The organism is Streptomyces sp. NPDC094143 (assembly GCF_040303825.1).
GTDB lineage: Bacteria > Actinomycetota > Actinomycetes > Streptomycetales > Streptomycetaceae > Streptomyces.
Genome location: NZ_JBEOTZ010000001.1, coordinates 358,440 through 374,140, shown reverse-complemented (window position 1 = coordinate 374,140; position 15,701 = coordinate 358,440). Strand labels below are relative to the sequence as shown.

Annotated in this window: 13 protein-coding genes; 6 read left to right on the top strand and 7 right to left on the bottom strand. The window is 72.5% G+C overall.

The genetic code is table 11. The features are described 5' to 3' along the window. Positions 1-8: 8 nt before the first annotated feature. The 6 genes from ABTZ58_RS01645 to ABTZ58_RS01620 all read right to left on the bottom strand — a co-directional run bounded on the left by ABTZ58_RS01645 (position 9) and on the right by ABTZ58_RS01620 (position 7,475). On the bottom strand, positions 9-518 hold the full coding sequence (locus ABTZ58_RS01645) for a methylated-DNA--[protein]-cysteine S-methyltransferase (RefSeq protein ID WP_351349210.1): 510 nt from the start codon (positions 516-518) through the stop codon (positions 9-11). After that, positions 515-1,930: a bifunctional transcriptional activator/DNA repair enzyme AdaA gene (locus ABTZ58_RS01640; RefSeq protein WP_351349207.1), complete on the bottom strand. Its 1,416-nt coding sequence runs from the start codon at positions 1,928-1,930 to the stop codon at positions 515-517. The genes ABTZ58_RS01645 and ABTZ58_RS01640 overlap by 4 nt, the downstream gene beginning before the upstream one ends. Before the next feature lie 99 nt (positions 1,931-2,029). Then, a complete protein-coding gene (gene rsgA, locus ABTZ58_RS01635; RefSeq protein ID WP_351349204.1) occupies positions 2,030-3,136 on the bottom strand; it encodes a ribosome small subunit-dependent GTPase A in 1,107 nt (368 codons plus the stop codon). Positions 3,137-3,334: 198 nt separating this feature from the next. Then, entirely contained in the window at positions 3,335-4,828 is a 1,494-nt protein-coding gene (locus ABTZ58_RS01630) for a cellulose binding domain-containing protein (RefSeq protein ID WP_351349201.1), read from the bottom strand. Positions 4,829-5,011: 183 nt separating this feature from the next. After that, a complete protein-coding gene (locus ABTZ58_RS01625; RefSeq protein ID WP_351349198.1) occupies positions 5,012-6,337 on the bottom strand; it encodes a radical SAM protein in 1,326 nt (441 codons plus the stop codon). 130 nt (positions 6,338-6,467) lie between these two features. Beyond that, on the bottom strand, positions 6,468-7,475 hold the full coding sequence (locus tag ABTZ58_RS01620) for a hydroxyacid dehydrogenase (protein ID WP_351349195.1): 1,008 nt from the start codon (positions 7,473-7,475) through the stop codon (positions 6,468-6,470). Positions 7,476-7,655: 180 nt separating this feature from the next. Between ABTZ58_RS01620 and ABTZ58_RS01615 the strand changes: the two genes are divergently transcribed. Beyond that, entirely contained in the window at positions 7,656-8,912 is a 1,257-nt protein-coding gene (locus tag ABTZ58_RS01615) for a D-arabinono-1,4-lactone oxidase (RefSeq protein ID WP_351349192.1), read from the top strand. Between the two features lie 248 nt (positions 8,913-9,160). On the opposite strand, the gene ABTZ58_RS01610 is transcribed toward ABTZ58_RS01615, so the two are convergent. Continuing rightward, the gene (locus ABTZ58_RS01610) at positions 9,161-9,511 is read right to left on the bottom strand and encodes a helix-turn-helix transcriptional regulator (protein WP_351349189.1); all 351 of its coding nucleotides are present in this window, start codon (positions 9,509-9,511) and stop codon (positions 9,161-9,163) included. Positions 9,512-9,738: 227 nt separating this feature from the next. Between ABTZ58_RS01610 and ABTZ58_RS01605 the strand changes: the two genes are divergently transcribed. The 5 genes from ABTZ58_RS01605 (at position 9,739) to ABTZ58_RS01585 (ending at position 15,695) form a co-directional block, all read left to right on the top strand. Continuing rightward, entirely contained in the window at positions 9,739-10,125 is a 387-nt protein-coding gene (locus ABTZ58_RS01605; protein ID WP_351349186.1) for an STAS domain-containing protein, read from the top strand. Between the two features lie 970 nt (positions 10,126-11,095). Then, on the top strand, positions 11,096-12,340 hold the full coding sequence (locus ABTZ58_RS01600) for an ROK family transcriptional regulator (protein WP_351349183.1): 1,245 nt from the start codon (positions 11,096-11,098) through the stop codon (positions 12,338-12,340). Between the two features lie 222 nt (positions 12,341-12,562). After that, positions 12,563-13,828, top strand: coding sequence for an ABC transporter substrate-binding protein (locus tag ABTZ58_RS01595; RefSeq protein WP_351349180.1), 1,266 nt, complete (start codon positions 12,563-12,565; stop codon positions 13,826-13,828). Positions 13,829-13,848: 20 nt separating this feature from the next. Next, positions 13,849-14,817, top strand: coding sequence for a carbohydrate ABC transporter permease (locus ABTZ58_RS01590; RefSeq protein ID WP_351349177.1), 969 nt, complete (start codon positions 13,849-13,851; stop codon positions 14,815-14,817). Beyond that, positions 14,814-15,695: a carbohydrate ABC transporter permease gene (locus ABTZ58_RS01585; RefSeq protein WP_351349174.1), complete on the top strand. Its 882-nt coding sequence runs from the start codon at positions 14,814-14,816 to the stop codon at positions 15,693-15,695. Before ABTZ58_RS01590 ends, ABTZ58_RS01585 begins: the two co-directional genes overlap by 4 nt. Positions 15,696-15,701 lie beyond the last annotated feature (6 nt).

Genomic DNA, 15,701 nt, shown 5'->3' with positions numbered 1-15,701 from the left:
GGCAGGGATCAGAGCACCCCCTCGTGCGTCAGCAGCCGCACCTTGCGGTCCAGGCCGCCCGCGTAGCCGGTCAGCGTGCCGTCGGCCCCGATCACGCGGTGGCAGGGGCGGACCACGAGCAGCGGATTCGCGCCGATCGCACCGCCGACGGCCCGCACGGCCGCCCGGGGCGCCCCGATCCGCCGGGCGATCTCCCCGTACGTGACGGTCGAGCCGTAGGGGATGTCGTCCAGCGCGGCCCACACCCGCTCCCGGAAGGCGGTGCCCTCGGCGCGCCACGCCAGCCGGAACTCCTTCAGTTCCCCGGCGAAGTACGCGGCCAGCTGCTCCTGTGCCGCGCGGAAGGGCCCGGGGTCCCGCCGCCAGTCGTCGCGCACCACGCGTCCGCCCTTCTGCCCGGGCACGGACAGCGAGGTCAGCTCTCCGGTCGGGGCGGCGGTGAGCAGGAGCGGCCCGACGGGGCTGGGCACGCTCGTCCAATAAGTCGGCTCGGTCGGCCGGTTCGGCGACTGGGTCATCGAAGGTTCCACTCCCCTGCTGCGCGCAGGTGGTTCAGGGCGTACGAGCGCCAGGGGCGCCATGTGCCGGGGATGTCGAGGCCGGGCGGGGCGGCGTCCGGGTCGCCGAGGGCGCGGGTGCGGATCTCGGCCACCGTACGGGCGTCCAGTCCGGGCACGGCGTGCAGGGCGTCCTGCGCGTCGTCCCGGTCGGCGCCCGGGTCGAGGCGCACGGCCCCGTCGGCGAGGGCTGCGGTGAGCGCCCCGAGGGTGCCGCCGGGCTCGGCGTCCGCGAGGACGGCAGGCTCGGGGAAGAGGTGCGTGAGACTGCCGCAGGGGGCGTCCAGGGCCTTGCCGTAGCGTCGTACCAGGCGTTCCGCCTCCGTGCGCCCGACCAGCGCGCGCACCGCGAGTTCCTCCGGGTCGGCGGCGCCGGGCGAGCGCAGGCCGGGCCGGGCGCGGACCAGGGGCGCGAGTCGCGGGTCGGCGCCGAGCCGCTCGTCGACGGCGTAGGGGTCGGCGTCGAGGTCGAACAGCCGCCGCAGCCGCTGCACGGCGGTGGTCAGGTCGCGGGGGTCGGTGAGGTGCAGCCGGGCGTCGAGCCAGCCGCCCGGGTGGGCGCCGGGGCCGGTCCGCGCGGTGCCGGGGCGTTCGCCGACGGCGACGATGCCGGTGCCGTGGGGGAGGCGGAGGGTGCGCCGGTACGTGCGTGCTCCGGGTGGGCCGCTCACCTCCTCGATGCCGGGCACGGCCTCGTGTTGCAGCAGATCGAAGAGGGGTCCGGCCTGGTAGGGGCCGCGGTGGGCGAGCCGTAGCGGGATCCCGGCGCCGGGGGTGGCGGTGCGCCGGCTCCGAACGCCTCGCGGTGCGGCGGCGCGCAACTGGCTCGGGGTGGACGCGTAGATCGCGCGGATCGTGTCGTTGAACTGCCGCACGCTGGCGAAGCCGGAGGCGAACGCGATCTCGGTGATCGGCAGTTCGGTGGTCTGCACCAGCAGGCGCGCGGTGTGGGCCCGCTGGGCCCGGGCGAGGGCCACCGGCCCGGCGCCCAGCTCGGCGGTGAGCTGCCGCTGCACCTGCCGTGCGCTGTAGCCGAGCCGTGCGGCGAGCCCGGCGACGCCCTCCCGGTCGACGACGCCGTCGGCGATCAGCCGCATGGCCCGGCCCACCACGTCCGCGCGGATGTTCCACTCGGCGGAGCCGGGCACCGCGTCCGGGCGGCATCGCCGGCAGGCCCGGAATCCCGAGCCCTGCGCGGCGGCGGCCGTGGCGAAGAACCGTACGTTGGCCCGCTTCGGGGTGACCGCGGGGCAGCTCGGCCGGCAGTAGATGCCGGTCGTTTCGACGGCGAAGAAGAACACGCCGTCGAAACGGGCGTCGCGGCTGCGTACGGCCTCGTACCTGGTGTCCTGGTCCGTCGACTGGTCGCTCACGGGTCCAGTCTGCGCCGTGGGCGAGGGTGCCGCTGGCGGAAATCGGACACCGCGATCGGATGCCCGCCCAGGTGTGGGGGCGGGACGCCGGCCGTGCGGTCAGGAACGCCGCTGCGGTCCTCGCTTGGCCTCCATCGCCGCCTTGCCGATCGCCCCCTTCCGCTTCCAGTCCTTGCGGATCTCCGCCCGGAGGCGGGCGTCCGTCTTGGCGACGATGCGCTGGTTCTCGCGCAGCAGCTTGCGGTAGCTGTGCAGCCGCCGCTCCGGCAGTTCACCGCAGTCCACGGCGGCCAGCACGGCGCACCCGGGTTCGGCTTCGTGGGCGCAGTCGTGGAAGCGGCACCGCTCGGCCAGGTCCTCGATCTCGGAGAACACCTGCCCGACGCCGGTCCCGGCGTCCCACAGGCCCACGCCCCGCAGTCCGGGCGTGTCGATCAGGACGCCCCCACCGGGCAGGGCGAGCAGGTTGCGGGTGGTGGTGGTGTGCCGGCCCTTGCCGTCGACGTCCCGGGTGGCCTGGACGTCCATGACGTCCTCGCCGAGGAGCGCGTTGGCGAGGGTCGACTTGCCCGCGCCGGACTGGCCGAGCAGGACGGAGGTACCGCCGGCGACGATCGCCGCGACCACGTCGAGCCCGTCCCCGTCCTGTGCGCTGACGGGCACCACCGGCACGCCGGGTGCGCTGGTCTCCACATCCTGGACGAGGTGGGAGCGGGTGACGGCGTCGGGCACGAGGTCGGCCTTGGTGAGGACGACGACGGGCTGCGCCCCGGACTCCCAGGCCAGGGCCAGGAACCGCTCGACGCGGCCGAGGTCGAGCTCGACTGCGAGGGACACGGCGACGACGGCGTGGTCGACGTTGGCCGCGAGGATCTGTCCCTCGGACCGCTTGGAGGAGGTGGAGCGGACGAACGCGGTGCGACGGGGCAGGTACGTGCGGACGTAGCGCGGGTTGCCGCCGGGTTCGACGGCGACCCAGTCACCGGTGCAGACGACCCGCAGCGGGTCGTGCGGGGTGACGAACGCGGTGTCGGCGCGCAGCACACCGTGGGCGGTGACGACGTCGCACTGCCCGCGGTCGACGCGAATGACGCGTCCGGGCAGCAACCCTTCGGCGGCGTAGGGGGCGAACTCGTCCGCCCACGCGTCGTCCCAGCCGTAGGGAGCGAGCGCGGAGGAGACGGAAGAGGCGGAGCTGGAAGTCAAGGGTGACCCTTTCCAAGGTCGGCCCCGGCTCGACGGTGGGTCGGTTCAGCCGGTGGCCAGGGAGGTGGACGTGATGAACTGGATGCGGGCAGCGCTCGTCGCAGTGACAGCCATCGGTCAACACCTCCTCGTTCCTCGACCGGTCGTGCGCCTGTGGCAGCGACCGGCGTCACCGTATCCCGTCCCGGGCCGGTCGCGTCAACCGCTTTTCGCGCAGGCCCGGCCGTTCAGCGTGAAGTCGTACGGCGGGGAGTTCCTGCCGCGCCAGGAGGCGAGGAAGCCGAACGCCAGGTCGCCGCCCGCGGGCACGGACTTGTTGTAGTCGGCGGCGGTGGCGGTGACGCGGGAGCCGTCCTGGGAGACGGAGGCGTCCCACATCTGGCCGACCCGCTGGCCGTCCCGGAAGGACCAGGACACGCGCCAGGAGTCGAGCGCGGCGGTGCTGGTGACGCTGACGGTGGCCTGGAAGCCGTCGGGCCACTGGTTGACCAGGTCGTACTCGACGCGGCAGGTGGGCTTCGCGGGCTCGGCGGGTGCCCTCCGGCCGGTGGGCGAGGCGGTGCCCTGCGGTTCGGTGTGGCGGTCGCTGCTCTCCGACGCGCGGGGCTTGTCCGGCTCGTCGGTGTCACCGCTGGCGCGGCCGGCCGGCTGGGAGGTGGCGGGCGGCAGCGAGGGGGCGGACGGCAGGGACGGGCCGGGGTCGGCCACGGGCTGGCGGCCGGCGTCGTCGCGCGTCCCGAGGTCCTCGCCGGAGCCGCCGAAGGGCATCAGGGAGACGCCGAGCGCCAGGACGGAGACGAGGACGGCGGCGACGAGGAGGCCGCTGCGGGCGACGCGCGCCTTCTGGGCGCCGTCCCCGTCCTCCTCGGCTGTCCGGTCGGCAGGGCCGGGACGGCCGGCGCCCAGCCGCACCTCGGCGGCGCGGCGGCGGCGCTCCAGATAGGCGAGACCGCCCCAGCCGATCACCCCGCCTGCCAGCGCCCCCGGCAGCCCTCCGCCGTGCAGGCGCAGGCAGGCGGCGGCCTCGGCGCACTCCACGCACGTGGCGAGGTGCCGGGACAGGTCGTCCGGGGTGTCGGCGGCCGGGGAGCGGGTGACGGCGTCCAGCAGCCTGGCGTAGCTGCGGCAGGGGGCGTCCATCGGGGTGTCGAGGTGGTTGCGGTGACAGCGGTCCCGGAACAGGGTGCGCACCTGCTGGAGTTCCTCGGCGGCGGTGGCCGGGTCCAGGCCCAGGCGCCGGGCGACGGCGGACAGCGGCAGCGCCTCCACCTCGGCCAGCCACAGCAGTTCGGCGTCCGCCTGCTGCAGATCGCGCAGGCCACGCAGCGCGAGCGGGCGGCGCAGGGGCGGCCCCGTGTAGCGGGCGGCCTTGTCGGAGTTGAGCCACAGCCGCAGATCGGGGTCGAGCTTGTGGCCCTGCCCGTCCTCCTCCCAGGCCGCCGCCGTGGTGCGCACGGAGGTCAGCAGCAGGGGTATGCGGGGCAGCCGGGCGGGGCGGCGGCCGGTGCCGCGGACCGGCCCGGCCTCGGCCGCGCGGGCCTCGCGTATGCCGTGTGCGAACGCCTCCCGGCCGAGCTGTGCGGCGGCCGTGGAACCGGACGTGCACAGGTCGGCGTAGGCGAGGACCGCGTCCCAGCACTCGGAGAACAGCGCGGCCTCGGAGGCGTCCTGAGGGGTCGGCAGGTCGGGCATGAGTCTCCTGCATCCGCAAGCGAGGTCAACTCACCATGTCGGCATCGGAGTTGGGGGGAACCTCGGGGCGGGGAGGAGTTTTTCACGCTTCCGACACAACTGACAAGCCGCGTATTCAAATCCCGGAGTACGGCTCCGGGACCCTGTACGTACGGCACGCCGCTCCGTCTCAAACGGACCGGGTCAGACCTCGACCGGTTCGTCCGCGGGCAGGCTGTCCATGAAGGAGCTGACCGAGAAGACCGCGTTGCCGGCGCCGGGCGGGCCGTAGCCGGGGGGCGAGGAGAGGCCGAAGTCCTCCATCGTCTGCCGGTACGCCTGGAGCAGGCGGATGTGGTACTCCAGGGGCGCGCCCTGCGGGTTGGCCTTGCCGAGCGGGGTGGTGGGCTCCGGGCACCAGGTGGTGAAGCGGGGCGTGATGCCGTGGGACATGAAGAAGCGCAGGCCCTCGGTGGTGGAGGCGATGGCCTCGTCGACCGTCTTGAAGCCGAAGGGCTCGGCCATCTCCACGCCGGCGACGAAGTTGGGGATGACGTTGCGCGCGCCGAAGACCTCCGCCGAGTCCAGGATGCGCCGGTGCCACTCGTCGCGGCCGACGTAGCGCTCCTTGCCGGGGCAGTACATCTTGAACAGGTACTCGTCCCACACCTCGTAGTTGGGGTGGTAGATCTGCACGCCGTAGTCCTTGAAGCGCTGGACGTCGTCGCGCGGCAGGGCCTGGGCGACCACCTTGCCGATCCAGCGGCCGGGGAAGCGCTCCTCGATGGCCTTGGCGTAGTGGCCGTAGAAGTCGGCCTCGTCGCGGCCGGAGACCGTCTTGGTGATGGCGCCGCCGGTGAGGGTGTAGGCGGTGGAGGTCTTCGCCGTGTCGTAGCGGTCGATGATCTCCAGGGCCTCGAGGACCTCCTCGACGTCCTTCACGCCCGTGTAGGGGCGGCCCGCCGCCTTGTGCTGGCGCCAGTTGTGGTTGATGTCGCAGTACTGGCACTCCTCCTTGGCGCCGAAGTACTGGCAGACCCGGAACACCGTCAGGTAGATCAGGTAGCCCCACTGGATGGTCGGGGCGACCTCCATGACCGACTTCCCGTTGGACAGGGTGTGCCGGTAGTACTCGGGCATCGGCGGCACGCCGACGTCGGAGATCCGCCTGCCGTCGAGGTAGAGGCCGAGCACACCGTCCTCGTTCGCCGCGACGCGGTAGGGCGAGGCGGGGTTCACCCGGACCGAGACGACCGTGCGGCGCAGGTCGTAGGGGCCGCCGGTGAGGATGATCTCCTCGGGCGGGCGGCGCAGCGCGGCCTCGCCCAGCTCGGGCAGGGTGCCGTGGTCGAAGGAGAAGATGAAGTACGACTTCGGCTTGACCTCGCCGCCCTCGTTGTCGCTGAGCGCCGACGGGTCGAAGGCCACGCCGCCGCGGAGCAGGTCCTCCTTGAAGACGGCTTCCCGCGGGACGTGCGGGAACCGCTCCATCAGATCCTCGACCAGCGCGGTACGGCTGCCGCTGCCCATCCCGTGTCTCCTTCCGGCTCGGACGTACGACTCCTCACGGTATGCCCATGGGTGTGGGTGCGCGGTACCGGGTCCCCCTCGGCCGACGCCTATGCGCTGTTCGCCGCTCTTGCGGTAGCCGTGGCCGCCGTCAGGCCACGCGGTCCAGGGCCGTGGGATCGACGGCGTGAGCCAGGCCGTTCCCGGTCAGCAGCCGTTCCGCCTCCTCGGCCACGGCCAGGCCCAGCCGGGCCAGCTCGTTGCCCTGGGAGCCCGCCAGGTGCGGGGTGACGAACGCCCCGGGCAGGTCGTACAGGGGCGAGTCGGGCGGGAGCGGCTCGGGGTCGGTGACGTCGAGGATCGCCGTCAGGCGCCCGGCGCGCACTTCCGCCACGAGAGCGTCGTGGTCGACCAGCGTGCCCCGGGCGGTGTTGATCAGCGTGGCCCCGTCGGGCATGAGGGCCAGTTCGCGGCGGCCGATCAGGTGACGGGTCTCGGGTGTCTCGGGGGCGTGGACGGTGACGATGTCGCAGCTGCGCAGGAGCTCGTCGAGCGGCAGCAGGGGAACCCCGAGCGCGGCGGCCTCCCGCGCGTCGACATAGGGGTCGGTCAGGGCGGGCCGCAGGTCGAAGGGGCGGAGCAGTTCCAGGACCCGGCGGCCGATGCGGGAGGCGCCGATCACACCGACGCGGCGGCCGTGGTTGCCGATGCCGGGGACGACGCCCCAGCCGGCGCAGACCCGGGTGGCGCGCAGCCGCTCGCGGGCGGCGAGGACACCCTTGCCGGCGAGCAGGATCATGGCGAGGGTGTACTCCGCGACCGGCAGCGCGTTGGCGGCGGCCGCCGAGGAGACGGCGATGCCGCGCCGCCAGAGCGCGGGCGTGGCGAACGACTTCACCGACCCGGCCGAGTGCAGCACCGCGCGCAGCCGGGGAGCCGCGTCCAGGACCGCCTCGTCCAGCCGGGGGCAGCCCCAGCCGGTCACCAGGATCTCGGTCCGGGCCAGGGCGTCGAGGACGGCGGGGTCGGTGAAGTCCTGTGCGATCAGCGCGGGGTCGAGCTGCACCGACGCGCGCAGCCGGGCCAGCACCTCGGGCGGGAAGACCTGCGGCACGTGCTCGGCGGTCATGGCGAACAGTGCCTGGGGGCGCTGGCTCAAGGAGGTGACCTTCCCACGCGTCGACCGGCGGGAGAAACGGCTCCGGCACCACCGCAGAAACCGCTCTCTAGGAGGTCTCCACGGTATGCCGACCCGGGCGGCGACGGCAACGGACAGCGGCCGGGGTAGGTTCCGGCAGGGGCTTTCCCGGCCCCCGGCTGCCTCGGGAAGGACGACGCGATGAACGGGACCGTGACCAACTGGGCCGGCAACATCACCTACGCGGCGAAGGAACTGCACCGGCCGGCCTCGCTCGACGCGTTGCGGGCGCTCGTCGGGGACAGCGACCGGGTGCGGGTGCTGGGCAGCGGGCACTCGTTCAACGCGATAGCCGAGCCGGGCGCCGAGGGCGTCCTGCTGTCGCTGGCGGACCTGCCACCGCAGGTGGAGATCGACACCGCGGCCCGCACGGTCCGGGTCGGCGGCGGCGTGCGCTACGCGGAACTGGCCCGGCGGGTGCACGCGCACGGGCTCGCGCTGCCCAACATGGCGTCCCTGCCGCACATCTCGGTGGCCGGGTCGGTCGCGACCGGCACGCACGGCTCCGGGGTGCTCAACGGCCCGCTCTCGGCGCCCGTCCGCGAGGTGGAGCTGGTCACGGCGGACGGTTCGACGGTGCGCATCGGCCGGGACGAGGAGCGCTTCGGCGGGGCCGTGACCTCGCTCGGCGCGCTGGGTGTGGTCACCGCGCTCACCCTCGACCTGGAGCCGGCCTACGAGGTGGAGCAGCACCTGTTCACCGAACTGCCGCTGGAGGGGCTGGACTCGGGGGCGTTCGAGACGGTGATGGCGACGGCGTACAGCGTCAGCCTGTTCACCGACTGGCGGGCGCCGGGCTTCCGGCAGGTGTGGCTCAAGCGGCGCAGCGACCAGCCGCTGCCCGCGTTCCCGTGGGCCACGCCGGCCACCGAGAAGCTGCACCCGGTGCCGGGCATGCCGGCGGTCAACTGCACCGAGCAGTTCGGCGTGCCGGGGCCGTGGCACGAGCGGCTGCCGCACTTCCGGGCGGAGTTCGTGCCGAGCAGCGGGGAGGAGTTGCAGTCGGAGTACCTCATGCCGCGCGGGCACGCCGTGGAGGTGCTGCACGCGCTGGACGCGATCCGGGACACCGTCGCCCCCGTCCTGCAGACCTGCGAGGTGCGCACCGTCGCCGGCGACGACCAGTGGCTGAGCCCGTCCTACGGCCGGGACACCGTGGCGGTGCACTTCACGTGGGTGGCGGACACCCGGGCGGTGCTGCCGGTGGTGCGGCGGGTGGAGGAGGCGCTGGCCCCCTTCGGGGCGCGGCCCCACTGGGGCAAGGTGTTCACGCTGCCCGCCGCCGGGCTGTCCGGGCTGTACCCGCGTCTGGGCGACTTCCGGTCGCTGGCGCGGGAACTGGACCCGCGGGGCACGTTCGCCAACGCCTTCGTGCGGGACGTGCTGGCGGGGGCGTAGGGCACGCTGCGGGGGCGTGGGTCGCACCGCGGGGACGTGGGTCGCACCGCGGGGGCCGGTCGGGCCAGGGAACAGGGCGCGCCGCGCGGGTGCCGGGCGCGCCGCAGGGGTGCCGGGCGCGCCGCAGGGGCCGGGCGCGTCCGGCCGCCGCGGGGGCCGGGCACGCCCTGTATCAGGGCACGCCGAAGGCGGACGTGCCGGTTGGACCGGCCGCGTACGGCAGGCCGGCCGGCCTGCCGTACGCGCGGTCATGCCGTGGCGTGCGGCCGGCTGGGCGTGCTCGGGGGCACGACGCGGTCCGCCTCGTCCTGGAGCAGCAGCGAGAGCAGGGACGCCACGGTCAGGCCGGCCTCGGCGGGGTGCCGCAGCACCTTGCCGGGGTCGATCCGGTACGTGTTCGTCCGGCCCTCCCGGGTGTGGGACAGGTATCCGTCCCGCTCCAGGTCGGAGATGATCTTCTGGACAGCGCGTTCGGTGAGCCGGCAGTGGGCCGCGATGTCCCTGATGCGGGCGCTGCGGTTGTCGGCGATGGCCGCCAGCACCCGGGCGTGGTTGGTGAGGAACGTCCATCCGGTGTGTGGCTCGGGCACTCCATCCATGCTCCCCACTCTACTGACCGAACATTCGCGCACCCAAAAACACGTACTGCATTTCATGTATCGGTTGACGTGTATGGGGTAAAGAGGCAAGGCTGGAAAGGAAGGCAGGGCGAAGGGAAGAGGGAGCGACAGCCATGCCGGAGCCTGCGTACCCTGCGCGGTCCCACCCCCAGGGGGACCGCGCAGGTACGACGAGCGAGGACGCGTCCACGGCGACGCCGCCCTGCATGGCGACCCTGGACGTCACGCCGGACGGTGACCGGATGAACGTGACCGTGCGGGGCGAGCTGGATCTGGGCAGCCGGCGGCTCCTGCCCGGACTCCACGACGCGCTCACCCGGTCGGGCAGCGGCATCGATCTGCACCTGGACGCGGTCGGCTTCTGTGACTGCTCCGGGCTCGGCATGCTGCTGGACCTGCGTACGCGCGCCCTCGCCCAGGGCAAGACGATCACCGTCCGCTCCGGCGGGACGGCGGTCGGGCGCCTGCTCGACCTGACGGGCACGAGGGAGCTGTTCGAGGACGCGGAGCGCCGGCCCGGCCCGTCCGCGGACCCGGTGCCCGTGACCCCGTCGGCCGCCGCCGCACCATCGACCTGGCCCGCGGCCTCCTGACGACCTCCTTCACGCTCGACCCCGAGCCGGCCCGGGGCGGCTCGTCGGCGAGGACCTCGCAGAACACCGAGACGAAGCCGCACCACCTGGCGCGCGACCTGGTGGGCGCGGTGGGTGCCAGCACGCTGCCGGACCGGACCCGGCACCTGGCCGGCAGCCGCGGCCCCCCGGCACGGCCCCGGAGGACGCGACACCGACCTGCCCCAGACCCGGGCCACCCGGGGCCGAAGCCTGACACGCCGGTCCCCGGCGGGGACGGATTCGCACCCACGGGGTCCCCCGCACCGACAGGACCCGCCACACCGGCCCCCCGAGGCCGTGACCCGCACCGGCCCCCGACACGGACAGAGTCACACCCACCGGCCCCCACACCGGCAGACCCCGGCAGAACCCACCGCGCCGGCCCCCGCGAGGCCGTGACTGCCACGCCACGGGCGTCACGTCGGCGGGATGCAACGCCTGGGCCGACACGTCGGCGGGATGCAACGCCTGGGCCGTCACGTCGGCGGGATGCAACGCCTGGGCCGTCACGTCGGCGGGATGCAACGCCGGTTTCTCCGCGAGGGTGGAACTCACCTGTCTCCGCGAGGGCGGAACGACCCCGGCCCGGGGCATTCCCCGCCCGCCCCCTGCCCCCCGCTGAGCGCAGCCTGGCGCGCCCGACGGGGCTCGGCCTGCCCCAAGGCACATCGTCCACGCCCCCGGCAAGAGCCGGGCTCGGCCGACCCCGAAGCACCCCGGCCCGCAACCCCCGCGCACCTACGCCTCCACCCCCGAGCCACCCACGCCCCACCCCTGAGGCATCATGGGCGAGCCACACCCCGGTTCCCGGTCGGCGGCCCCGGTGCGGCACTTTATAAAGCCCCTTTCCAAAGCCCTTGTCGAAAGTCGTCGGCAGCCCATAGCCTTGCGCCGCGCCGGTGCCGATGACGACCCGGCCCGAGCCGGTCTGGGAAGGGATGGGCACCCGGTGAAGCGCACATCACGCGACATCCGCACCGCGAACCGCTACGAGGTGCTGCGCCAGATCATCGCGGCGTCCCCCACCTCCCGGCAGGAGCTGGCGGCGGCCACCGGCCTCAGTCTCGCGACGGTCGCCACCCTCGTCGGCGAACTGCTCGACCTCCGCATGATCACCGAGGTGGGCTTCGAGGACTCGGCCGGCGGCCGCCCCCGGGGCCTGGTCGCGGTCAACACCACCGGGGGCGCGCTGATCGGCGTCGACATCGCCGAGACGTACGTCCACGTCGAGTTGTTCGACCTGGGACTGAACGTCCTGGCCCGGGCCGAGGAGGACGTCCGGCCCGGCGAGAGCCTGCCCGAGCAGGTGGTCGGCCACGTGGCCACCGCCGTCGGGTCGGTGGTCGCCCAGGCCGGCGTCGAGGGCGCCCGGGTGCTCGGGGTGGGCGTGAGCGTGCCGGGACAGGTGGACCGGGCCACCGGCATCGCGGAGTACGCGCCCAACTGGGACTGGCACGACGTGCCGCTGCTCGACCTGCTCACCGAGCACATCGCCTACCCGCTGTACCTGGACAACCCGCTGCGCGCCAGCGCGGTGGCCGAGCTGTGGTTCGGTGCCGCGCGTGGGCGCGGGAACGCCGTGGTGGTCAACCTCGGCACGGGCGTGGGCGCCGGGCTCGTCCTGGGCGGCGGGCTGCACCGCGGCGTGAGCAACAGCGCGGGCGAGTGGGGCCACACCACGATGGTGCTGGACGGACGGCTGTGCCGATGCGGCAACCACGGCTGCGTGGAGGCCTACGTCGGCGCCCGCGGCATCATGCTGAACCTGCGCGAGATCGGCCCCGACAGCGCGCTGCTGCACCCCGAGGACCAGACGGCGACCATCGACGCGCTGGCCCGCGGCGTGGTCGCGGGCGACCCGGTGGCGCGCCGGGCCGTCCACGAGACCGCCCGCTATCTGGGCGCCGGCGTCGCCGACCTGGTGAACCTGTTCAACCCCGAGATCGTCGTGCTGAGCAGCTGGGTCGCCCGCACCCTGGGCGAGCCGCTGCTGCACGAGGTGCGCGACGCCGTGACCCGGCACGCGCTGCCGCGGCCGCTGGCCGCCACCGAGATCGTCCTGTCGCCCATCCCCACGGACTCGGTGTGCCTGGGCGCGGCGACGTTCGCCCTGGAGGGCGCGCTGCAGGCGGTCGGGCAGAAGAACGGCACCCGCGCCGCCGTGCGCAGCCGTGCCGCCGCCCCGCCCTCGTAACGGCGGAAGCAACTCCTCCACACCCTCCGGGCGTTCGAAATCGCGAACCGGAGACAACGCTTCGCACAGACTTCGTCCAACCCCTTGCCGAAGGCTTAGCCGAAGCTCTAGCGTCCCGCACCGCACCCCCTCTTTGAGCCATCCGGCGCGAGCCGCCGGTCCGAGCGCCATCAGGGCCGTGAGCCGAAGAGCCGCAGCCGTACTCGAGACAAGGACGTCAGCATGTCGGCATCGAGCAACAGCAACTGGGACCGCCGAACCGTACTGCGGGCCGCGATGGGCCTGGCCGCCGCCGGCGGACTGGCCGCCTGCGGCAGCAACACCGGGCGGGGCGGCGGGTCGGGTTCGGGCAAGAACCTGGTCCAGTACTTCCACGCGTACGGCGAGGCCGGCGTCGAGCAGGCCGTCAAGCGCTACGCCAAGGCCTACGAGGACGCCGACGTCACCACACGGTGGATCACGGGCAACAACTTCGAGCAGAAGCTGTTCGCCGCGCTGCTCACCGACAACGCGCCCGACGTCTTCGAGTTCCACCCGCAGATCCAGCTCGTCAAGAGCGGTCAGGTGGCCGACCTGACCGACATCATCGAGCCGGTCAAGGACGACTTCAACCAGGCCGACATCAAGTCCCACACGGTCGACGGGAAGATATACGGCGTCCGGATGATCGACGACCCGCAGTTCTTCTTCTACCGCCCGTCGATGTTCGAGAAGGCCGGCGTCGAGGTGCCGACGACGCTGGAGGAACTGGTCGAGGCCGCCGCCAAGCTCAGGACCGGCAAGATCAAGGGCGCCTACCTCGGCAACGATCTCACCCCGGTCCAGCACAACCTGATCTGGTCGGCCGGTGCCGACACCCTCACGGCCGACAACGAGCCCGCCTTCAACACCGACGCCGTCGCCGACGGCCTCAAGCAGCTGCGTGGACTGTTCACCAGCGGCGACCTGCTGCTGGGCGCCCCGGCCGACTGGTGGGACCCGTCGGCCTTCACCCAGGGCCTGACGGCGATCCAGTGGTGCGGCATGTGGGCCATGCCGGTCATGCAGGAGGCGCTCGGCGACGACATCGGCATCTTCCCCTTCCCGAAGGTCGGTCCGGCCGGCAAGGAGTCCGTCTACAACGGCGGCTGGTCGATGTTCGTCAACGCCAAGGGCAAGAACGTCGAGGCGGCCAAGGAATACGTCAAGTGGCTGTGGATCGACCAGAAGAAGTACCAGGAGGACTTCGCCACCTCCTACGGCTTCCACATCCCGCCGCGCACCTCCCTCGCGCAGTCCGCGAGCAAGCTGAAGTCGGGCCTGCCGGCCGAGGGCGTGAAGCTGTTCAACGAGTTCGGCCACTTCGACAACATCGGCTGGACGCAGGCCATGATCGCGGCGTTCAACGACGTCATGGCGAACTCCGTGCGCAAGAACGGCGACCCGAAGGCCCAGCTCGCCGCGTGCGAGAAGAAGGTCGGCGCCGAACTCAAGAAGCTCTTCGGTTAGGCCGCCGGACGGATCGCGACATGTCGACCACCACCACACCCGGGGTCGCCGAACGCCCCGCCCCGGACAAGGTCTCCCAGGACCGGCCGCGGCGGGGCCTCAGGGCGAGCAGCACCTTCAACTTCTGGCTCTTCACCGGTCCGTTCCTGATCGGCCTGGTGATCTTCGTCTTCGTGCCGATCGGCTGGAGCGTCTGGCTCAGTTTCTTCGAGGCGCGCTTCACCGTCACACCGAGCGAGTTCGTCGGCTTCGCCAACTACGAGGAGGTCCTGACCGACACGGACTTCCGCAACTCGCTCGTCACGTTCACCGTGTTCGCCGCGTTCATCGTGCCCGCCACCTGGGCGCTCTCGCTGGGCCTGGCGCTGCTGGTGAACCGGCTGCGGTTCATGCGGGCGTTCTTCCGGTCGGTGTTCTTCCTGCCGACCGCGGTCAGCTACGTCGCCGCCTCGCTGATCTGGAAGATGTCCCTGTTCAACGGCGTCCGCTTCGGCCTCGCCAACACCGTCCTCGGCTGGTTCGGCGTCGACAACATCGCCTGGCTGGCGAGCCCCGACCCGCCCTGGTACTGGCTGGTCATCGTGACCGTCCGCCTCTGGCTCCAGTCGGGTTTCTTCATGATCCTTTTCCTCGCGGCGCTGCAGAACATCCCGCGCGAGCTGTACGAGGCCGCCGCCATCGACGGCGCCAGGCCCGGCTGGCAGACCTTCCGGCACATCACGCTGCCGCAGCTGCGGGCCACGTCCACCGCGGTGATCCTGCTCCTGCTGATCGCCGCCTACCAGGCCTTCGACGAGTTCTTCAACCTGCTCTCCAAGGCCACCTGGGGCCAGCCCCCGCTGGTCGAGCTGTACAAGATGGCCCTCGGCGAGAACCAGAACTACGGCGCGGGCAGCGCGGGAGCGGTCGTACTGACCCTGCTCATCTGCGTCGTCACCCTGCTGCAGGGCAGGATCATGGGCTTCGGAAGGGGTGAGGAGTCCAGGTGACCACCACAGCACCCGAGGCCGGCAAGGCCGCGAAGCCGGGCAGGGTCCGGCGCGGCGGTGTCATCGGCAACACCGGCCTGTACCTGGCGACCGGTGTCGCCGCCGTCCTGTTCCTGATCCCCTTCTACCTGATCGTCCGCAACGCCTTCATGACGGACCCGGAGATCACGGGCGAGGAGTGGAAGTGGTTCCCCACCACCGTCCAGTGGGGCAACATCACCGAGCCGTTCGACGACGTCACCGTCGACTTCGCCCGTTCCCTGTGGAACTCCGTGGTCGTCGCCGTCCTGCACACCGCCGGCATCCTGCTGATCTGCTCGCTCGCCGGGTACGGTCTGGCCCGGATCCCGTACCGGCACGCCGACAAGGTGTTCTACGCCGTCCTGGCCACCCTGATGGTTCCCACCGCGGTCACCTTCGTGCCGAGCTTCGTTCTGGTGTCGTCCCTCGGCTGGGTGGACAGTTACCGGGGTCTCATCATCCCGGGCCTCTTCAGTGGTTTCACGTGCTTCCTGTTCCGGCAGTACTTCCTGGGGTTCCCCAAGGAGCTTGAGGAGGCGGCGCGCGTGGACGGGCTCGGCTACTGGGGCGCGTACTGGCGCGTCGTCGTACCGAACTCGCTGAACTTCTTCGCGGCCATCGCCACGATCACCTTCATCAACGGCTGGAACGCCTTCCTGTGGCCCCTGGTCATCGGCCAGGACCCGAGTGCCTGGACCGTCCAGGTGGCGCTGTCGTCGTACATGACGAACCAGACCGTCAACTACCACCTGATCTTCATGGCCACGGCCATCTCGATCCTGCCCCTGGTCTTCGTCTTCCTCTTCCTCCAGCGCTGGCTGGTGCAGGGGATCGCGCAGACCGGCATCAAGGGCTGAGCTAGG